This window comes from Sphingomonas sp. SORGH_AS_0879 (assembly GCF_030819175.1).
Classification (GTDB): domain Bacteria; phylum Pseudomonadota; class Alphaproteobacteria; order Sphingomonadales; family Sphingomonadaceae; genus Sphingomonas.
Genome location: NZ_JAUTBJ010000002.1, coordinates 2,537,750 through 2,557,441, shown reverse-complemented (window position 1 = coordinate 2,557,441; position 19,692 = coordinate 2,537,750). Strand labels below are relative to the sequence as shown.

General features: G+C 67.7%; 14 protein-coding genes and 1 pseudogene. 9 read left to right on the top strand and 6 right to left on the bottom strand.

Annotated elements, in window-relative coordinates:
- Positions 1-26 precede the first annotated feature (26 nt).
- The 3 genes from QE379_RS12680 to pnuC are packed head-to-tail and all read left to right on the top strand — an operon-like array spanning position 27 to position 4,032.
- Positions 27-2,306: a TonB-dependent receptor gene (locus QE379_RS12680; protein WP_373461781.1), complete on the top strand. Its 2,280-nt coding sequence runs from the start codon at positions 27-29 to the stop codon at positions 2,304-2,306.
- 2 nt (positions 2,307-2,308) lie between these two features.
- Positions 2,309-3,463, top strand: coding sequence for a phosphotransferase enzyme family protein (locus QE379_RS12675; RefSeq protein WP_307000959.1), 1,155 nt, complete (start codon positions 2,309-2,311; stop codon positions 3,461-3,463).
- Complete coding sequence (pnuC, locus tag QE379_RS12670; protein ID WP_307000958.1) at positions 3,460-4,032, top strand: nicotinamide riboside transporter PnuC; 573 nt, start codon at positions 3,460-3,462, stop codon at positions 4,030-4,032. Before QE379_RS12675 ends, pnuC begins: the two co-directional genes overlap by 4 nt.
- Here the strand turns inward: pnuC and QE379_RS12665 are convergent.
- Complete coding sequence (locus QE379_RS12665) at positions 4,027-6,558, bottom strand: ATP-binding protein (protein ID WP_307000957.1); 2,532 nt, start codon at positions 6,556-6,558, stop codon at positions 4,027-4,029. The genes pnuC and QE379_RS12665 overlap by 6 nt on opposite strands.
- A 217-nt stretch (positions 6,559-6,775) precedes the next feature.
- On the opposite strand from QE379_RS12665, the gene QE379_RS12660 reads away from it, so the two are divergent.
- The 5 genes and pseudogenes from QE379_RS12660 (at position 6,776) to QE379_RS12640 (ending at position 11,703) form a co-directional block, all read left to right on the top strand.
- Positions 6,776-7,222 (top strand): MarR family winged helix-turn-helix transcriptional regulator, encoded by a 447-nt coding sequence (locus QE379_RS12660; RefSeq protein WP_307000956.1) that lies wholly within the window; start codon positions 6,776-6,778, stop codon positions 7,220-7,222.
- Positions 7,219-9,159: an FUSC family protein gene (locus tag QE379_RS12655; protein ID WP_307000955.1), complete on the top strand. Its 1,941-nt coding sequence runs from the start codon at positions 7,219-7,221 to the stop codon at positions 9,157-9,159. Before QE379_RS12660 ends, QE379_RS12655 begins: the two co-directional genes overlap by 4 nt.
- Entirely contained in the window at positions 9,156-9,383 is a 228-nt protein-coding gene (locus QE379_RS12650) for a DUF1656 domain-containing protein (protein WP_307000954.1), read from the top strand. Before QE379_RS12655 ends, QE379_RS12650 begins: the two co-directional genes overlap by 4 nt.
- Before the next feature lie 7 nt (positions 9,384-9,390).
- Positions 9,391-10,282: pseudogene (locus QE379_RS12645) on the top strand (efflux RND transporter periplasmic adaptor subunit).
- On the top strand, positions 10,279-11,703 hold the full coding sequence (locus tag QE379_RS12640; RefSeq protein ID WP_307000953.1) for an efflux transporter outer membrane subunit: 1,425 nt from the start codon (positions 10,279-10,281) through the stop codon (positions 11,701-11,703). Before QE379_RS12645 ends, QE379_RS12640 begins: the two are co-directional and overlap by 4 nt.
- 6 nt (positions 11,704-11,709) lie before the next feature.
- Here the strand turns inward: QE379_RS12640 and QE379_RS12635 are convergent, their stop codons facing one another.
- The 3 genes from QE379_RS12635 to QE379_RS12625 are packed head-to-tail and all read right to left on the bottom strand — an operon-like array spanning position 11,710 to position 16,288.
- Complete coding sequence (locus tag QE379_RS12635; RefSeq protein WP_307000952.1) at positions 11,710-12,981, bottom strand: MFS transporter; 1,272 nt, start codon at positions 12,979-12,981, stop codon at positions 11,710-11,712.
- Positions 12,978-13,856, bottom strand: a complete 879-nt coding sequence (locus QE379_RS12630) for an alpha/beta fold hydrolase (protein ID WP_307000951.1) — start codon at positions 13,854-13,856, stop codon at positions 12,978-12,980. Before QE379_RS12630 ends, QE379_RS12635 begins: the two co-directional genes overlap by 4 nt.
- Before the next feature lie 59 nt (positions 13,857-13,915).
- Complete coding sequence (locus QE379_RS12625; protein ID WP_307000950.1) at positions 13,916-16,288, bottom strand: TonB-dependent receptor; 2,373 nt, start codon at positions 16,286-16,288, stop codon at positions 13,916-13,918.
- Between the two features lie 113 nt (positions 16,289-16,401).
- Between QE379_RS12625 and QE379_RS12620 the strand changes: the two genes are divergently transcribed.
- Positions 16,402-17,019 carry a TetR/AcrR family transcriptional regulator gene (locus QE379_RS12620; protein ID WP_307000948.1) on the top strand — a complete coding sequence of 206 codons (618 nt, stop codon included), beginning with the start codon at positions 16,402-16,404 and terminating at the stop codon, positions 17,017-17,019.
- Here the strand turns inward: QE379_RS12620 and QE379_RS12615 are convergent.
- Positions 16,990-18,171 carry a PAS domain-containing sensor histidine kinase gene (locus QE379_RS12615; RefSeq protein WP_307000946.1) on the bottom strand — a complete coding sequence of 394 codons (1,182 nt, stop codon included), beginning with the start codon at positions 18,169-18,171 and terminating at the stop codon, positions 16,990-16,992. The two genes, QE379_RS12620 and QE379_RS12615, sit on opposite strands and share 30 nt — an antisense overlap.
- Positions 18,161-19,402, bottom strand: a complete 1,242-nt coding sequence (locus QE379_RS12610) for a sigma-54 dependent transcriptional regulator (RefSeq protein WP_307000945.1) — start codon at positions 19,400-19,402, stop codon at positions 18,161-18,163. The genes QE379_RS12615 and QE379_RS12610 overlap by 11 nt, the downstream gene beginning before the upstream one ends.
- Positions 19,403-19,692: the final 290 nt, after the last annotated feature.

Here is a 19,692-nt window from a genome sequence, read left to right as displayed (position 1 = left end):
CGGTTGTGACTTCCCGCGATCAGCCGATGATCCGCCGTGGCGCCCTGCTGCTGTCGGCGGCCTGGCTGGCCCTGCCCATGGTGGCATCGGCGCAACAGGCGGGCGACGCCCTGAGCGATATCCGCGTGATCGGCCACCGCGATCCCGAAGGCCTGCTGCCCGATCAGACCGAGCCCAAGGCGGTCAGCGAGATTTCGAGCGACTTCATCGTCAAACAGGCGCCGACGCTCAACGCGTTTCAGCTCGTCAACCTGCTGCCGGGCGCGAATGTCGCCTCCAGCGATCCCTATGGCCTGTCGACCAGCTCCAGCCTGACGCTGCGGGGGCTGGGCCAGGATCAGATCGGCGTGCTGATGGAGGGGGCGCCGCAGAACGACATCGGCTATTACTACGCCTATCCGTCGCAATTCGCCGATCCGGGGAATGTTCGGCGGGTGGTGGTGGCGCAAGGTTCGGTGGATCTCGACTCCCCCACGGTCGGAGGGGCGGGCGGCCTGTTGTCGCTGACGCTCGACGATCCCAAGGCGACGCGCGGGGTACTCGCCGATCTGTCGCTGGGGTCCTATGATCTGCGCCGGGTCTTTGTCCGCGTCGATACGGGTACGATCGGGGGCAGCGGCCTGAAGGCGTTCGTCTCCTATTCCAATACTCGCGCCGACAATTGGCGGGGGCCGGGCTATGACACGCGCCAGCATGTCGATGCCAAGCTGCTCGGCGAATGGGGCGGCGGCAACCGTGCCAGCCTGGCGCTGTCGTACAACGACGCCAATTCCTCCAGCTATCCCAGCCCGACGCTGGCGGACTGGCAGGCGCGGGGGCGTGGGTTCAACTATGCCGCGCGCTATGGGCCGGGGACCACCGATTACTGGCGGCTGTACCGGGCACCGTTCCGCAACCTCTACGCCTCGGCGCCGGTGCATCTGGTCCTGAACGATCGCCTGACGCTGGACAGCACCACCTATCTCCAGTTCGGCTATGGCAATTCGCCCTATGGCACGCAGCTTGCGACCACCGGCAATTTCCTCGGCAACGAGGCGCTGGCCGAGCCGATCGCGCTGCCCGGCGCGGTGGACGGCGTCGCGACGGTGCTCGGCAATTATACGGGCGATCAGATGCGGACGGGGGAGGTCGCCAAGCTGATCATCCAGGCGGGCATGCACCGGCTGACGGCGGGGCTGTGGTTCGACTATGGCACCGACCGCGTCACCCAGACCTATGGCGCGGTCGGGGCGGATGGCTCTCCGGCCGACCCCTGGGGCTTTCCCAGCCGTGCGATCCGCACCGCCGATGGCCGTCTGCTCGCCTATGAAAACCAGCGCACGGTGACGGTGACGAAGAGCTTTTTCCTGGCGGACAGCATCGCGCTCGCCCCGCGGCTGACGGTCGATATCGGGTTCAAGGGCGTCAACCTGCTGCGCAACGGCCACAACTATCTGCCCGGGCCGCAAAGCCGCGTGCGCCGAGACAGCTTCGTCGCCTTGCCCCGCGCGGCCGTCCATTACGCGATCGACGATCGGCAGCAGTTGTTCGCCAATGTCACGACCAACTTCCGCACGCCCAACGAGTTCACGCTCTACAACAGCTACGATGGCGGCCTGGTCTCGACGCGCGGCACCGATGCGGTGAAGAACGAATATTCGGTGTCGCAGGAGCTGGGCTATCGCTATATCGGCCCGAACCTGTCGGCCTCTGTGACGGGCTTCCATTACAAGTTCCGCAACCGCCAGCTCGCGACGGTGGTCGACAATGGCGGTGCCCTGGTCAATTCCACGCTGAACGCCGGGGGGCAGACATCCTACGGCGTCGATGCCGAGATCGACTATCGCCCCGTCAAGGGCGTCAGCGTCTATATCTCGGGCGAGTATCTGCGGGCGCGGATCGACGATGATCTGCCGGTCGGCGACGACTTTCTGCCGACCCGGGGCAAGCGCGCGGTGTCGAGCCCGACGCTCCAGTTCGGCGCGGGCGGCACCTATGACGACGGGCATTTGTTCGGCAGCATCGCTGGCAAATATGTCGGACGCCAATATGCGACGTTCATGAACGACGAGAGCATCGGGGGCTATGCGACGCTCGACCTGGCAATCGGCGTCCATCTGGCGGACTGGATCGACGGCAAGCGGACCGATCTGCGGCTCAACGCGATCAACGTCACCGACCCCCATGTCCTGGCGGGCGTGCAGTCGGTCAGCACCAACGCCCGCGATGCGGTAGGGCGTGGTGGCACCGTCATCGCCGGCCAGGCACCCGCTTATTATATCGGCGGCGGTGCGGCGGTCACGGCGACCCTGTCCCGCGCCTTCTGACCATGACCGCCGCCGCCTCGACCACCGATCATCTCGTGCATGGCATGGGGCTGGCCCTGGAAGCGCCAGTCTGGCCCGCCATCACGTCCCATGAGGCGACGGAGGTATTGGCCCGCTATCCGGGAGCCGCGCCGATCGAGGCGTTGCGCTGGCATTCGCCGCGCCCCTTCTCGGCGGCGACGCTGATCGAGACGACGGGCGACACGCTCCTGTTGAAGCGGCATGATCGCCGGATGCGCACGGTCGCGGGACTGGCGGAGGAGCATGCCTTCATCGCCCATCTGTCGGGCGCGGGGATGCCGGTGCCCGAGGTCATGCTCATCCGGGATGGAGCGAGCGCGGTTGCGCTGGGGGATTGGACGTACGAACTCCATCGGCGGGCGGCGGGGGACGATCTTTATCGCGATCGGCAGTCGTGGACGCCGTTCCGATCCGCCCAGCATGCCCATGCCGCCGGTGTTGCGCTCGCGCGGCTGCACGGTGCGTCGCAAGGGTTCGACGCACCGGCGCGGATCGTGCAGCCCCTGGTCGCCAGCTTCCATATCCTGTCCGCCACCGACCCGATGGCTGCGACCGAGGCCTATGTCAAAGCGCGCCCGGCGCTCGCCGCGTTCCTGGCGAGACGGCGATGGCGGAGCCGGTTGTCGGCGCTGTTCGCGGCGTTCGGCGAAGGACTGGCGCCGCTAGTTGCGGGGCAGAGGCCGTTATGGACGCACAATGACTGGCATCCCTCCAATCTCCTCTGGACGGCGCAAGGCACGGTCGAGACCGTGTTCGACTTCGGCTTGGCCGACCGGACCTGCGCGGCCTATGATCTGGCGATCGCGATCGAGCGAACTGCCTTTGCATGGCTGGAATTGGGCACGGGTAAGGACGACGCCATCGCCGATCCGTCGGCGGCGCTATCCCTGATCGCGGGATATGAGACGATAACCCCGTTGGGGGATGAGGGAAGGGAGGCGATCCTCCGGCTGCTGCCGCTCGTCCACATCGAATTCGCACTGTCCGAAATCGATTATTTTGCCGGGATTGTCGGCGACCCGGCGGCGGCATCGCTTGCTTGGGACGGGTATCTTCTCGGCCATGCGGAATGGTTCATGTCGGCGACCGGACGGGACTTTCTCGCCGCTTTGCGCAACGGCGGAAGAACCCGATGACGCCGCTCGAAATCGCGGCGGTGGCGATCAGCTTTCTGGCGATCTGGCTGACGGCGCGGCGCAACATGTTGTGCTGGCCGCTGAACCTCGTTGCCTGCGCCTTGTACTTCAAGCTGTTCCTCGACGTGCGCCTCTATGCGGACATGGTGCTTCAGGCCGTGTTCGGTATCGGCATCCTCTATGGCTGGATCGTCTGGAGCCGCGACCGGCGCGATGCGGCGGTGGTTACGGTCGTACCGCTGCCCCGGTTCGGGGCATTGGCCGGTCTGGCGGTCGGCGCGCTGGGTGCGCTGGGAATCGGATGGTTCACCAGTCACCATACCGATGCGACATTGCCCTGGCTGGATGCGACGCTCAGCAGCTTCAGTCTGGTCGCGCAATATTGGACGGCGCGTCGGCACCGCGAGAGCTGGTTGCTCTGGATCGCGGTGGATGTCGTCTATGTGGGGATGTTCGTCTTCAAGGACCTGATGCTGACCGCCGGACTATACGCGGTGATGATCGGTCTGGCGGTCATCGGCTATCGGGACTGGCGGCGGGCGCAAGGCGTCGCCGCCCGGTCGTCATAGGTTCGTCTGCATCCGCAGGTCGAGCGCGGAGAGGCTGGCGGCGAGTTCCTCGTTACGGAACGGCTTGTTGAGCCGCGCCATGCTCGGGTCGATCCCGTGCGTCTCGGCATAGCCCGATACGATCAGCGCCTTCATGCCCGGAACCCGGTCGGTCAGTTCACGGACCAGCTGCGCGCCGCTGATCCCCGGCATCAAATGGTCGGTCACCAGAAAATCGGGGTGCAGCCCGGCGCGGACAAGGTCGAGCGCCTCTGCGGCGGAGCTGGCCTCGACCACCTCATAGCCCAGATCGGCGAGCATATCGGCGGTGCTGAGCCGCACCAGTTCCTCATCGTCCACCAGCAGGACAATGCCCCCGCTCTGCACCCCCGGCGCCTCACCTGCGTCGGGATTAGCGGCGGCGACCTTGAGGTTGCTGGGCGGCAGCCACAGGACGATATGCGTGCCGACACCGGCCGCACTTTCGATGGTCAGGCCGCCGCCAAGCTGCGCGGCCAGACCATGCACCATCGACAGCCCCAGGCCGGTGCCCTTGCCGACGCCCTTGGTCGAGAAGAAGGGCTCGATCGCGTGCTGCAACGTCTCCTCGTCCATGCCGACCCCGGTGTCGGCGACGCCCAGACAGACATAGCGGCCGGGGGCGATGTCCCTGGCCTCCATCGTCCCGACCATGCAGGTCTTGACCGAGATGTTCAGCTCGCCACCCTCCGGCATCGCGTCGCGCGCGTTGACCGCCAGGTTGAGCAACGCCATTTCCAGCTGGTTGGCGTCGGCCAGGGCAGGGGGCAGGTCGGGTTCCAGGTCGATCCGCACCGCGATGGTCGGCCCGATGGTCGACTCGATCAGGTCCGTCATGCCGTGGATCAACTCTGCCATGTCGACCGCGATGGCCTGAAGCGGCTGGCGACGGGCGAAGGCGAGCAGGCGCTGGACCAGCGTCTTGGCACGCTCCGCCGATTGCAGCGCGCCATCGATCAGGCGGCGTTCGCGCTCGGTCCCGATCCCTTTGCGCATCAGCATGTCGAGCGAACCGATGATCGGGGTCAGCAGATTGTTGAAGTCATGCGCGACACCGCCGGTCAGGCTGCCCATCGCCTCGACCTTCTGGCTCTGCCGCAAGGCTTCCTGCGCCACCTCCAGTTCGGCGCGCGCCGCCATCGCCACCGACACGTCGTTGGCCTGATGGAAAGCGCCGATCACATGCCCGGCATCGTCCCGTAGCGGCGTGTAGGAGATTTCCCAGGACGGCGTCCCGAACTCGGCGCGACCAAAGGCTTCGGTCACGGTGAAGCTCTCGCCGGTCAGCGCGCGGTGCATCAATTCCCGCATGGTCGCGCGCTGTGCATCCTCGAACTGATCGGGAAAGACATCGCCGATCCGCGTCTCAAAGCCGTTGACGCGCCGGAACTCGCTCTGGTGCGCGCGATTGAAGGCGATCAGGCGATAGTCGGTGTCGAAGGCACAGATGGGCGAGGACGTCGCCTCGACAATGTCATGATAGCGGCGAAGATCGGCGGTCCGCTCGATCACCTGCTGCTCCAGCGTGCCCCTCAGGGCGCGCAGGGCGGCCTCGGCGCGGGTACGCTCGACGGCGGCCTTCACCCGCTCGCCGACCTCCTGGACCAGATCCTCCTCGGCGGCGCTCCATATGCGCGGGGTGGCGTTCTGGACGGCGAGCAGGCCGACCCATTCGTCCTCCTGGAACAGCACCACGTCGATGAACGCGCCGACCTCGCGCGCCTGCAGCCCGGTCCGCGCGCCATCGCTGAGCCTCGGGTCGCCGCCGACGTCGCGGACGACGACCGGCGCTCCGTCACGATAGGCGGCAAGCAGGTCGGGACCGAAACTCTCCAGCGAATGCCGACCGACGATGGAGGACACGCCGCGCGCATAATCGCGCTCGACCGTCATCCAGCCGCGCGTTGTGATCTCGGCATAGAAGACACGGCTGGCCGCCATCTGCTGCCCGAGCCGTTCGGCGGCGACCTCCATGATCGCGGTCGGGGTTTCCAGCGTGCGCAGGTCGTCGGCCAGCCTGAGCAGGAAGGAGGATCGCCTGGCGGCGATGACCCCCTCCGTGGTCTCGGTCAGGACGCCGATCACCCCGGCGGGGGTGCCGGTGTCGTCGATCAGTGCCGAATAATCGAGATGGAACCAGGCAGGCTCGGCGCGCCCGTTGCGGTTCAGCATCACTTCGCGATCGCGATATCGAACGGTACCCCCGGCCAGGCATTCGGCCACGACATGGTCGTCGAACAATATGTCGTTGGGCCAGCCGTCCCGCATCCGCGACCCCAGAAGTCGCGGGTGCCAGTCGCCCGCGATCGTCGCATAGGCATCATTGTAGAACAGGACGCGGTCCGCACCCCACAGCATCGTCATAGCGATGGGCGAGCGAAGCAGCATGGCGAGCGTGGTTCGCAGGCAGCCGGGCCATGTTTCGATCGGCCCAAGGCCGGTCGCCGACCAGTCCTGCCGATCGATCAACGCCGCGCAACATCCGCCACCCCGCAGAAAGGGCGGCATCGAGCGCGACGTCGATGGCGATGCATTCCCGGTATCAGGGTCGGCAGGCCCGCACGGCGCGATGGCTTCGGATGGGCGAACGGTTGCCATGGTGCGCAACTACTCCATGCCGTGCAATTACGTAAGTCGGATTCCACGCGGCTTCGGTGGGGGGCCGATCTGTAACACTGGAAAGACTATATTGCATTTAATTAGATAGGCATCTATCTAATTAAATGTGACCGATTCCATTTCCCTTCGCCGCCACTTCTCCGCGCGGCTCGTGCCGATGGCGCGGGCGTATCGGCGCTATCTCGATCGCGGGCTGGCCGGCCTGTCGCTGTCACACACGGCGGCGCTGGCGGTGATGCTGATCGGCCGGACGGAGGAGGGGATGCGGCAGGGGGCCCTTGCGGACCAGCTGGGGATGGAGGCGCCATCGGTGGTGCCCCTGATCGACCAGTTGGAGCGGAGCGGCTTGGTGGAGCGTCGGGTCGATGCGACGGACAAGCGCGCAAGGCTGCTGCACCTGACGAACGAGGGACGGACCGCCGCCGCCGAGGTCGAAGAACGGACCGCACAGATCCGCTCCGAGCTGTTCGCCGATGTCGATGACGTGGACCTCAAGGCGGCCAGCCGCGTGCTCGACCAGCTTTATGCCGCATTCGGCGACGACCGGGAATGATCGCGATGCCCCGGATCGGCCTGCGCGAGACGGTCTTCTCGCTGAATTGCTTCGCGGCGGCGATGCTGGCCCTGTTCCTGTCCTTCTCGCTGGGGCTGGATCGGCCCTTCTGGGCGATGATGACCGTCTATATCACCAGCCAGCCGCTGAGCGGCGCGGTCCGGTCGAAGGCGGTGTTCCGGCTGATCGGGACGGTGATCGGGGGGCTGGTGACCGTGTTGCTGGTGCCGACGCTGGTCAACGCGCCGGTGCTGCTCAGCCTGGCGCTCGCGCTGTGGGTTGCGGGGTGTCAGTTCGTGTCCCTGCTCGACCGGACACCGCGAGCCTATGTCTTCATGCTGGCGGGCTATACCGCCGCGCTGATCGGCTTCCCCTCGGTCCTGCATCCCGAGGCGATCTTCGACACCGCCGTGTTGCGCGTGCAGGAGATCGGTATCGGCGTGCTGTGCGCGGCGATCGTCCATTCGGTCGTGTGGCCGCGCAGCGTCGCGGGGGTTTACGGCGCGCGGGCCAGGGCCGTCCTCGCCCATGCCGAAAGCTGGATCGCCGATATCCTGGCGGTCGAGGCGAGCGCGCGGACTTCGCCTGAGCGGCGACGGCTGGCCGCCGACGTGACCGACCTTCACGTCACCGCGACCCATATCCCCTTCGACACCGCACGCATTCGCCCGACCCGCGCCTTGCTGACCGGCTTGCAGGACAGGCTGGTGCAGTTGATCCCGCTGGTGTCCGCGCTGGAGGACCGGTTGCGCAGCCTGACCGCCGAAGGTCCGCTGCCCGCAGGCGTGGCGGAGTGGGTGGCCGGGGTACGCGACTGGGTTCTCGATCCGACGCTCGACACGCCCGTCATTCCACCGCCCCCGGCCGCGTCGGACTGGCGCGGGCTGGTGACGCTCAACCTCACCATGCGCCTGGCCGAACTGGTCGAGGCGCTCGGCACGACCCGCGTGCTGGTCGCGGCGGTGGCCGATCCGGAGGCGCCGCGCCCGGTGGTCGCCGAGGGCGGGGGCAGGCCGCTACACCGCGATTATGGGCTTGCCCTGTTGTCCGCGACGGCGACCTTCCTGACCATCATCGGCTGCTGCGCGGTCTGGATCGTCACCGCCTGGCCCGAGGGCGCGGTGGCGGCGATGATCGCGGCGGTGGTCTGCTGCTTCTTCGCCACGCTGGACGACCCTGTACCGGCACAGCGCGGCTTTCTGATCTGGACGCTGGTGTCGGTGCCGCTGATCGCCGTCTATCTCTTTGCCATTCTCCCGGCGATCGACGGGTTCGTCATGCTCTGCCTTGCGCTCGCCCCTTCGCTGCTCGCCATGGGGGCGGCGATGGCGGTTCCGTCCTGGTACGGACGGATGATGCCCATGCTGATCAGCTTCGCGGGCGGGCTGGCGCTGACCAATATGTACAGCGTCGATGCGGCGGGCTTCTTCAACGGCAACATCGCCCAGGTCGTCGGGATCGTCGCTGCGATGACCATGACCCGGTTGGTGCGGAGCATCGGCGCGGGCACGGCGATCCGCCGCCTCCGCCATGCGGGCTGGCGGGACCTGGCCGCCCTGGCCGAGCGTCCGGCGCTGCTGCCCGTCTGGCGCAGCCGGATGCTCGACCGGGTCGGCCTGCTCGCCGGGCGTGTCGGCGAGGTGGAGGACGAGGACCGCGACGATGCCGTCGCCGCTCTGCGCGAATTGCGGATCGGCTATAATCTGGTCCAGCTCTCGCCCGGTCCCGAACATCAGGCGCTGCGCGCGTCGCTGGCGGGCTGGTTCCGGCAACTGGTCGACGGGCGCGACCCCGCGCCGCCGCCCGATCTGCTCGATGCGATCGACGGGGCGATCGCCCAAAGCCCGGAGCCGGATCGGCTGGCGGCGCTGGTCGGCCTGCGCCGCAACGTCTTTCCCGCCGCGCCGGGCTGGACTGAGGAAAGGCTGGCGGCATGACGGGCGACCTGGATCTGGCGGGCGTGTTCGTCCACCCGCTGCTGATCGCCGCCATCCTGGCCTTCATCGCGGCCGAGATCATCGGCTGGGCGCTAGCGAAGGTGCGGCTCTACCGCTTCGTCTGGCATCGCGGCCTGTTCGATGTGGCGCTCACCATCATCCTCTGGGCCGGGATCGCCGGCCTCATCACCGGCGGCACGCCCGCTTCGGCATTTTTCGGTTGAACACGCTATGACATTCCATCCCTCCCTGCGCGTCGCGGCGCGCATCGTCGTGACCCTGATCGTGGTGGCGCTGGCGCTGCTGGCAGGGCGCCGCCTCTGGGCGCATTACGAGACCGAGCCCTGGACCCGCGACGGCCGGGTGCGCGCCGATATCGTGCAGGTCGCCCCCGACGTCTCGGGCCTGGTCACCGACGTGCTGGTGCGGGACAATCAGCAGGTGGTCGTCGGCACGCCCCTGTTCCGCGTCGACACGCCCCGCTACCGGCTGGCGGTGTCGCAGGCCGAAGCCGCCGTCGCGTCCCAGGCGGCGCAACTGGCGCAGGCCCGACGCGAGGCGCAGCGCAATCGGACGCTGGGCGACCTGGTCGCGGGCGAGGTGCGCGAACAGGGCAATGCCAGGGTCGTGCAACTCGCCGCCGCGCTCGACCAGGCGCGCGTCGCGCTGGCCACCGCGCGTCTCAATCTGGCGCGGACTGAAGTGAAGGCCAGCGTCGCCGGAACGGTCAGCAATCTCGATCTGCGACCGGGCGACTATGCGCAGCGCGGGGCATCCCGAATTCGCGATCATCGATCGCGGCTCGCTGCACATCATCGGCTATTTCGAGGAAACCAAACTGCCGCGCGTCCATGTCGGCGATCCCGTCCGCGTCCGCCTGATGGGCGACGATCACGACATCATGGGGCATGTCCAGAGCATCGCCGGGGGGATCGAGGACCGGGACCGCAGCGCGGGCGCGGACCTGCTCGCCAATGTCAATCCGACCTTCAGCTGGGTTCGCCTGGCGCAGCGCATTCCGGTGCGCGTCGCGATCGATCGCCTGCCTGCGGGCGAGACGCTGGTGGTCGGGCGAACAGCGACCGTCGAGGTCCTGCCGCGCAAGGCGGGGGCCGCCGCATGACGCTGCGTCGCACCGCCGCGCTTCTGACCGGTACGCTGCTTTCCGCATGTTCGACGGTCGGTCCCGATTATCATCGTCCAACGTCGGCGGTGATCGACAAACCCAGCGCCGCCGCGCCCTTCGTTGGTGGGAACGAGGCGGCCTTCGCCGCGCTCCAGCCCGTGCCCGATCGTTGGTGGCAGCTTTATCGGGACCCGACGCTCGACCGTCTGGTGCAACAGGCGCTGGCCGCGAACACCGACCTTCGCGTCGCCGCCGCGAACATCGCGCGGGCGCAGGCTTCGGTCGATCTGGTCGAGCAGGATCGCCGCCCCCAGGCGAGCCTCCAGGCCGCCCCCGGCTATGCCCAGCGATCGGCGGAGGAGGAATTGCTGCCGGGTGCGGCCTTGCCCAGCAACTTCGTCTATTCGGCGACGGCGGGCATTTCCTATCAGGTCGATCTGGTCGGGCAGGTCCGGCGCGCGGTCGAGGCGGCCAATGCCGATCTGGCCGCGACCCATGCCGCCTATGATGCGGTGCGGGTCACGGTGGTCGCCGACACGACCCAGGCTTATCTCGACGCCTGTTCGGCGGGGCGCGAGATCGGCGTGGCGGAGCGGGCGCTGGCGCTGCAATCGCGGACCACGGCCTTGACCCGGCGGCTGGTGCGGGGCGGACGGGGTATCTCGCTGGATGCCACGCGATCCTCGGCGCAGGAGGCGCAGGTGCGCGCGACCATGCCGGGGTTGCAGGCGGCGCGGCGTCTGGCGCTCTATCGGCTGGCGACCCTGACCGGGCGTCCTCCGGCGGAGTTCGACCGCGATGTCGCCATGTGCAGCGCCGAGCCGCGATTGAGCCAGCCGATCCCGATCGGCGACGGGGCCGCGCTGCTCCGGCGACGGCCCGATGTGCGCCGGGCCGAGTTGGAACTGCGCGCCGCCACCGCACGGATCGGCGTGGCCACCGCCGCGCTCTATCCGCAGGTTTCGCTGGGGGCGTCGGTCGGCTCGGTCGGTCTGGCCGAGCGGGCGCTGTCGAGCGACACCTATAAATTCTCGCTGGGGCCGCTGATCAGTTGGCAATTCCCCAATCGCGGGCGAGTCCGGGCGCGCATCGCCGCGACCGAGGCGGAACGCGATGCGGCCTTTGCCCACTTCGACGGCACGGTGCTGGGCGCTCTGCGAGAGACGGAGAGTGCGCTGACCGTCTATGCCCGCGACCTGGACCGCACCGCCGCGCTGCGCGATGCGAACGCCCAGGCGGCCAAGGCGGCGCGCGACGCGGAGACGCTGTTCCGCGCAGGGCGTACCGGCTTCCTCTCGGTCCTCGATGCCCAGCGCACCGCGATCGCCGCCGAACAGACGCTCGCCGCCGCCGAGACGCGGTTGTCGACCGATCAGGTCAGGCTGTTCCTGGCGCTCGGCGGCGGGTGGCAGGGCTAAGGGCGCTCACCCCACCCAGTCGCGGCGCAGACGGGGCCCGGCCAGCCCGATCAGCAGCGCGGCGAGCGCGTAGAGGACCAGCGCATAGAGCATCGAATAGCGCAGCGCATCGGTGCCATAGATCGGCGTCAACGCATCCGACAGCGCCCCCATCGCATAGATGCCGCCGCCCAGTCCGATCAGGTTGTTGATCAGCAGGAATAGTGCCGCCGCCGTCGCCCGCGCATTCGCCGGGACGAGATTCTGCACCGCCGACAGCACCGGCCCCAGCCAGACATAGGCGAGCGCCTGGGGCAGCAGGAACAGCGCGAAGGCGACCCGCACGTCGCCACTATAGATCCCGCCCGCGAAGAACGGGATGCTGACCATATAGGCGATGGCGGGGACATAGCCGAACCACGCCCGGTCCCGGGCACCCAGCTTGTCGGCCAGCCAGCCGCCGCCCAATATCCCGCTGGTCCCGCCGATCAGCAGGATCGCCGCCAGGAAATGCGACGTGCCGATCAGGTTCAGCCCGAAGCTGCGCCGCAACAGGCTGGGCAACCAGAAGGCGAGGCCATAGCCCAGCATCGAACTGCTCGCCGCACCGAAGGAGAGCAGCCAGAAGGACGGCTTGGCGGCCAGGGTACGGGCGACGTCGGCAAAGCGGGGGGCCTCGTCCGCCCTGTCCGTCATCGCCCGGTCCGCCGGTGCGACACGCGGACGGTCGCGGACGACGCGACGGACCAGCGGTGCGATCAGGACGCCCGCCAGCCCGACCGCGACGAACGCCGCGCGCCAATCGACCCGCGCGGCGATATAGCCCCCGGCCAGCACTCCCGCCGCAGACCCGAGCGGAATGCCCAGCGAATAGACGGACAGCGCGAAGGCGCGCCTGCGCGGCGGGAAATATTCGCTGATGATCGCATAGGAGGGCGCGACGCCGCCCGCCTCGCCGATGCCCACGCCCAGCCGCGCGAGGAAGATATGCCAGAACCCACCGGCCAGCCCGCAAAGCGAGGTGAAGCCGCTCCACAAGACCAGCGACCCCGTGATGACCCAGCTTCGGCTGGTCCGATCGGCCAGCCAGGCCAGCGGCACGCCCAGCGTCGAGTAGAGGAGCGCGAAGGCGATACCGCCCAGCAGTCCGAGCTGCCGGTCGCTGAGGTGGAGTTCCTGCTGGATGGGCGCGGCGAGGATCGCCAATATCTGTCGGTCGACGAAGTTGAAGATATAGACGAGCAACAGCATCGCCAGGACCAGCCCGGCGCGGCGGTCGCCCTGCTCCGTGGCGCTCATGCGGGCCACCAGCGGGACAGGAAGGGGGTGATCGCCGCCAGTGCCTCCGGCTCGTCGAGCAGCGGGGCGTGGCCGCGCCGGGGCACGTCCTGCGCGACGAAAGGCCCGTCGTGACGGCGCGCCATCTCGGCCACGGTTGCAGGGGAAAGCAGGTCCGACAGGGCACCGCGCACGACCAGCGTCGGCGTCGCCGACAAGGCATCCCATAGCGGCCAGAGATCGGGCGGCACCGTGCCGGGCGTGTCGCCGCCGATGCTGTCGGCAATGGCGGGATCATAGGCGAAGGCGATGCGGCCGTCCCTCTCCATCCGGCACGTCCGCCTGGCAAAGGCCAGCCAGTCGGCGGGACCGAAGTCGGGAAAGGCGGTCGCGTTGATCGCGGCGCAAGCGTCCGCCGCCTCATCCCAATCCGCGAAACTCTTCGCCGGTCCGACATAGCCCTGGATACGGCGCAGCCCGACCGGATCGAGTTCGGGACCGATATCGTTCAGCACGATCGCCGCCACCCGCTCGGGTGCCTGGAACGCCATCAGCATCGCCATCAGCCCACCCATCGAGGTGCCGATCAGCGCGACCCGATCGATCCCCAGATTGTCGAGCAAGCGAAACATGTCGGCGGCATAGACGTCCGGGCGGTAGCGGCTCGGATCGGGATCGTGACCCGATCGTCCGCGCCCACGCTGGTCGGGCACGATCAGCCGGTATCGCCCGGCCAGACGCGGCACCAGTGGGTCGAAATCGTCGCCATTGCGCGTCAGCCCGTGCATCAACAACAGGGGCGGCCCATCGGCGGGATGGATATGCGCGAACAGATCGATCGCATCGTCCGCGCTGCGATAGCGATAGGGCAGGGGGGCGGTAGTGGATGCGTTCATCCCATGCTCCTTTACGGGAAAAACCGGGCCGGTCACCCGGCCCGGTCAGGACCGGGCGTTCAATATTTGAACGAGGCGGTCACGAACACCTGTCGCGGGTTGCCGTAAAAAGCGGTCAACGTCCCCTCGCGGCCCAGCGTCGGGCGCAGCGTGCCGTTGGCATTGGGGATCAGCGCCCCCGTCACCGCATCGGCCTGGATGAAGGTATAGCCCGAAGTCTTGTAGAGCTTGTTGGTCAGGTTCTTGCCGTGCAGCCCCAGCGTCCAGCGCCCGCCCGGCGCGGTATAGACCAGATTGGCGTCGAGCAGCGTATAGCCCGCCTGGTCGATATAGGGGTTGGGGATCTCGAACTGATAGGTCCGGCTGCGATAGGAGGCGGTGGTGCTGGCATCCACCTCGCCCTCGCCGACCGGCAGATGATAGGCGAGCGTGCCGCTGGCGGTCCAGGCGGGGGTATTCTGGACCTTGCGATATTGCGCCACGTCCACCGGCCCGCGTCCGGCGATCTGGGTGATATATTCGCGGTACTTGGCATCGATATAGCCCAGCGAGCCCGACAGGTTCACCCGGTCCCCCGCCGCCGCCAGATCGCGGCCCAACCTGGCATTGGCTTCCAGCTCGACACCTTGGAAGCGCGCCTTGCCCGCATTGGTGATGATCCCGCAAAAGGTCGGGATACCGCCCACGACGCAGCCCGCCGAGCCCGGAATCTGCACGTCGCGATAATCCATCCGGAACAGCGCCAGCGCGGTATAAAGCGCGCCGCCCATCCAATTGGCCTTGTGCCCGATCTCGTAGCTGTCGACCGTCTCGGGACGGAAGCTCAGATAGTTGGCCACCTCGGTATCGGTCGGACGACCGGGAATGGCGGCGGGCGCGTTGACGCCTACGCCGCGCGGATCGAAGCCGCCGCCCTTGAAGCCCTGCGAGAAGCTTGCGTAGAGATTGTGGTCGCGATTGGGCTGGTAGCTGACCGAGATGCGCGGGGTGAATTTGTTGAAGTCGCGCGATCCCCGGAAATTGGTGCTGGGCGCCCCCGATGCGACGCCCGCACCGCCGAACACGGGCGAGCCGCCGCCCAGATAATTCTGCCGCAGGATGCTCGCCGTCCGCTTGTCCCAGGTATAGCGCCCGCCGACCGATACGCTGAACTGTTCGGACAGCTTGTAGGTGAAGTCGCCGAACACCGCGAAGGTGTCGGTATCGACATTGGCCTGGGTGAAGGCGGTCAGGCCGCTGAGGGTCGTGAACAGCCGCACGTCGAACTGCGTGTCCGCCTTGGCCCCGAGATAATAGCCGCCCAGCAAGCCGGTCAGCGGCCCTTCATTGTCGTAGAGCAGCTGGAATTCCTGGCTGAACTGCTGGTTGCGGTAATAGGCGGGCACGTCGACATCGACCGAGGGCAGCGCATCGAAGTCGATCGGCGAGGCGCTATCGTCGCGCCGCCAGCCGGTGATCGAGCGGACGCTGAACCCGCCGCCCAGTTCCGCTGTGGCATTGGCGGCGAGGCCATAGGCTTCGACGAACTGGCGCGGGTCGTTGAGGCCGCCGCGCGTGTCGAACACGTCCGACAGCACCGGCGCACCCGACACCTGGCCGGGGATCAGGCGATGGCCACCGCGCGGGTTGCTGTCGTCCTTGGTATAGTCGCCCGAGATGCGGATCAGCACCGGCTGTCCATAACCGCCCATCTCCAGCGTCGCGCGGCCCGCCCATATGTCCTTGTTGTAATTGTCCTGCCCCGTGGTCAGGTTAGTCCCGAACCCGCCGCGCGACAGCCGCGCCGCCGACGCCCCGACCCGCACGATGTCGGTGATGGGCGTCGACACGGTGATGACCCCATCCGCCTGATCATAGCTGCCATAGGTGCCGCGCACCTTCAGCGAGAATTCCTGGGGCAGCGACTTGGTGACATACTTCACCGCGCCGCCGATGGTGTTGCGGCCATAGAGCGTCCCTTGCGGCCCGCGCAGCACCTCGATCCGGTCGACATCATAAATGTCGAGGACCGCGCCCTGCGGCCGGTTGAGATAGACATCGTCCAGATAGATGCCGACGCCCTGCTCGAACCCCGACACCGGGTCCTGTTGTCCGACGCCGCGAATGAAGGCGGAAAGGGTGGAGTTGGTCCCGCGCGACACCTCGACCGTGATGTTGGGGGTGGTCGCGCCGATATCGGTGATGTCGATGGCGCCCGCCTGGGCCAGTTGCGCGCCGCTGAAGCTGGTGACGGCGATCGGCACATCGACCAGCCGTTCCTCGCGGCGGCGGGCGGTGACGACGACGTCGCCGTCATTGGTGCCGCTGTCCGTTTCCGCGTGTGCATCGGTAGTGGTGGTTCGCGTTGCGTCCTGTGCCGCACCGGGGGCGGAAAGCCCCGCTACGCCCAGCATCACGCACGCCACGCCGCCCAGCAAACGAGCCTTGCCCATCTTCCATCCCTCCCTGACTTTTATGTTATGAGGGGGAGCATATTGATAGTTGAACCGACTTTCAACTTCCCATTTGCATGGTGCCGCCCGACAGGATAGCGAGAGCGATGCCCATGACCGGAACCGATCCGCATCCCGAGACGGACAAGACCCCGCGTACCGAGCGAGGGCGCCGGACGCTTCGTCGTCTGCTCGACGCGGCGGAGATCGAATTCGGGCAGAAGGGGTTTCACGACGCCTCGATCACCGGCATCACCGCCCGCGCCGGGACCGCGCTCGGCACCTTCTATACCTATTTCGACTCGAAGGACGCGATCTTCCGCGCGCTGGTCCAGGATTTGAGCGACCGGGTACGGGTGACGGCGGGGCGTGCCCAGGCGGAGGAGACGCCGCCCTTCGAGACCGAACGACGCGCGCTCGCCGCCTTTCTGGGGTTCGCGCGCGAGCATAAGGAGGTCTATCGCATCATTGATGAGGCGGAGTTCGTCGATCCCGCCAGCCATCGCCGCCATTACGAAACCACCGCCGCGCGAATCCTGGACCGCCTGAAACGGGGTATGGACAGCGGCGTCTTTCGCGAAGGGCTGGGTGAGGAACATGCCTGGGCGATCATGGGCATGAACGTGTTCCTGGGGCTGCGGTACAGCATCTGGAACGAGGAGCGATCGGTCGAGTCGATCGCGGAAGTCGCCAATGCGCTGCTACGCCAGGGTATCGGGGCGAAGGGCTAGGCCCGTGTGACCCGTCGCCCCGGACCTTTCTCCACCGGGCAGGCGCAACCGGAAGGTCGCAGGGACCGCCACCAGCAGGTCGAGCGTGCCGCCATGTCCTCGCGCGATCTGGCGGGCGAGGGTCAGGCCGATGCCGGTCCCGGTCGCTTTGGTGGTCGCGAAGGGGCGGAAGATCGCGGTCGCCTGTTCCGCCGGAATGCCGGGGCCGTTGTCGCTGATATCGATGGTCAGCGCCCCTTCGCGGCAGCCGACCACCAGAGCGATCTCCGGTTTCGTCCCGCCTGCCGCCTCCACGCCGTTTTGCAGCAGGGCCCAGATCGCCTGATTGAGCTGGTCGCGGTCGATGGCCGCGCGGAGGGCCGGCGGCACCGTCACGGTCAGCACCGCCTCCGGCCAGCGGCTCGCGAAGAGGCGTGCCAGATCGTCGATCAATTCGGCCAGGTGGACGGGCTGCTTCATCGGCGGAGGCAGACGAGCGAGCGAGCGATAGGCCTGGGTGAAACGCTGCAATCCCTCGGCGCGGCGGGCCAGCGTCGTCAGGATTTCGGGCAACAGCGTGGGGTCGTCGTCCTGCGTTTCGATGGCCGCGATCCCGCACTCGGCGAGCGAGACGATGGGGACCAGGCCGTTGAGCATCTCATGGCCCAGCACTTGGATCATCTCGGCACTGGCGCGCGCCTCGGCGGTGCGTTCCTCGCTCTCCACATCGATCAGCGCTACGACCGAGCGCGCGCCCACATCGACTCGGTCGGCACGCCAGTTACGACCGGCATGGCGGACATGCGAACTCCGGCTGTCCAGCAACGGCGGCGGCGCGGGCAGGACGCGATCGTCGGTGTCGAACATTTGGCGCGCGGCGCGGTTGAGCGCCCGCACCGCCGCGCCGTCGACCGACAACAAGGGGGTGGGGGAAGCGTCGAGCAGCATCCGGTGCAGGATCGTCTCGCGCTCCTCGGCCACCACCGGCGCGGGGGGAAGCACGGCCGGACGCCGCGCCGCCAGCAGGTTGAGCAGCAGCAGCCATCCGATGGCCAGGACGCCACCCGTCATCGCCAGCCACAGGCCATGCGTCGCGGCCACGCCGACCACGCCCCCGGCGGCAGCGAGCGACAGGCCGATGGTGATCGCGGACCGCTGGACGCTAGAGGCCATGCTGCGCCATGCGTCGGTACAATGTCCCTCGGCTGATCCCCAGCGCGCTCGCGGCGCGTGAGATATTGTGCCGGTGTTCCTTCAGCGCGGCGACGATCATCAGCTTTTCGGCATCGTCGAGACGAAAGGGCGTGCTGGTATCCTGTTCGGGCACGACCGATGCGGTCATGGCCGGGCGGATCGCAGCGGCATCCACCACGCCGTCGTCGGACAGCAGCACCGCCCGCTCCACCGCCGCCGCCAGTCCGCGCACTTCATCGGGCCAGTCGGTCGCGGTCACGATCGCCTCGGCAGCGGGAGTCAGCCGGGCGGCGGCATGGCCATAGCTTTCCCCGGCGACCCGCGCGAAATGCCGGGCCAGGATCACCCCATCCTCGCGCCGTGCCGACAGAGGCGGGACCGCGATCTCCAGCGTGCAGAGGCGGCGGTACAAAGCGGGCGACAGCGCCGCGACCCCGTCCGCCACGCTGATGCACCGCAGCCCCGGCAACAGCCGGTCGAGCAGCCGCGCCTGCGCCACCGCATCCAGCTGGTCGGGATAGCGCAACACTACGGTCCCCCGTGCCTCGTCGAGCGACCGCCACTGATCGGTATCGCGCAGGTCGATCCGGGGCGGCGGCGTCGCGGCGTCGCCCGATGCGGCATGAACCGCCATCGCGGTCAGGGTCCGCCCCGATCCCGATCGCCCGGTGACGCAGATATTGGCGACGGTCGGTCCGACCCGCTGGATCATCGCCCGCATCTCGGCCATGGCGGGGGAATCGCCCAGCAACATCGCGCCACCGCCGACCGGGCGCGGGGCGGGGGCCGCGCCGCCCTCCCGCTGCCCGATCACGGCGGCGCATTTGGCGAGCAGATCGTCCTTGCGCCACGGCTTCATCAGAAAATCCCGCGCGCCCGCCTGCATCGCGGCGACGGCGATGCGGATGCCGCTATGCGCGGTGATGACGATGATCCGCGCGGCCGGATCGTCCGCCATGATCCGGGCGATACAGGCCAGCCCTTCTTCTCCGCTGCTACGCCCCGCCCCGAAATTCATGTCGAGCAGGATCAGGTCGTAGCGGCGCCCGGACAGCATCGAATAGGCGGAATGCGGATCGGTGGCGACTTCGACCTTGTGTCCGGCCAGGCGGAACAGGATGTCGGTCGTCCGCGCCACGACCGGATCGTCCTCGACCAACAATATCCGCCAGGCGCTTGACAGGTCCGGCGACTGTCCGTGCGCGGACATCTTGTCCCATCCTGTCGGATCGCCGAAAGCCATTGTCGAAGATAAGTCTTTGTTCATAGCGATTTGGCGTTTCCGGTGCTGGACAGTGACAGTGTCGCCATGATGACCGAACAGCCAATACGCGCAAGGGGCGCTCGACATGGCGACAAGCATGGCTTTTCGCTCGTCTTGATCCGGGCGTTCAGTCGGACGAGGTCGAGACGAATGCCGAGGGGGCGACGATCGTGATGGTCGCCCACTCACCCAGCCATGCCGATATTGCCAGGTGTCGCATCGACATGCTCGATGGG

What these genes read in the sequence shown, in the direction of transcription:
- QE379_RS12635 (WP_307000952.1), bottom strand. Translation starts at nt 12,981, where the DNA reads ATGAGCGCCACGGAGCAGGGCGACCGCCGCGCCGGGCTGGTCCTGGCG.
- QE379_RS12630 (WP_307000951.1), bottom strand. Translation starts at nt 13,856, where the DNA reads ATGAACGCATCCACTACCGCCCCCCTGCCCTATCGCTATCGCAGCGCG.
- QE379_RS12655 (WP_307000955.1), top strand. Translation starts at nt 7,219, where the DNA reads ATGATCGCGATGCCCCGGATCGGCCTGCGCGAGACGGTCTTCTCGCTG.
- pnuC (WP_307000958.1), top strand. Translation starts at nt 3,460, where the DNA reads ATGACGCCGCTCGAAATCGCGGCGGTGGCGATCAGCTTTCTGGCGATC.
- QE379_RS12675 (WP_307000959.1), top strand. Translation starts at nt 2,309, where the DNA reads ATGACCGCCGCCGCCTCGACCACCGATCATCTCGTGCATGGCATGGGG.
- QE379_RS12610 (WP_307000945.1), bottom strand. Translation starts at nt 19,402, where the DNA reads ATGTCCGCGCACGGACAGTCGCCGGACCTGTCAAGCGCCTGGCGGATA.
- QE379_RS12665 (WP_307000957.1), bottom strand. Translation starts at nt 6,558, where the DNA reads ATGCCGCCCTTTCTGCGGGGTGGCGGATGTTGCGCGGCGTTGATCGAT.
- QE379_RS12625 (WP_307000950.1), bottom strand. Translation starts at nt 16,288, where the DNA reads ATGGGCAAGGCTCGTTTGCTGGGCGGCGTGGCGTGCGTGATGCTGGGC.
- QE379_RS12615 (WP_307000946.1), bottom strand. Translation starts at nt 18,171, where the DNA reads ATGGCCTCTAGCGTCCAGCGGTCCGCGATCACCATCGGCCTGTCGCTC.
- QE379_RS12650 (WP_307000954.1), top strand. Translation starts at nt 9,156, where the DNA reads ATGACGGGCGACCTGGATCTGGCGGGCGTGTTCGTCCACCCGCTGCTG.
- QE379_RS12640 (WP_307000953.1), top strand. Translation starts at nt 10,279, where the DNA reads ATGACGCTGCGTCGCACCGCCGCGCTTCTGACCGGTACGCTGCTTTCC.
- QE379_RS12620 (WP_307000948.1), top strand. Translation starts at nt 16,402, where the DNA reads ATGACCGGAACCGATCCGCATCCCGAGACGGACAAGACCCCGCGTACC.
- QE379_RS12680 (WP_373461781.1), top strand. Translation starts at nt 27, where the DNA reads ATGATCCGCCGTGGCGCCCTGCTGCTGTCGGCGGCCTGGCTGGCCCTG.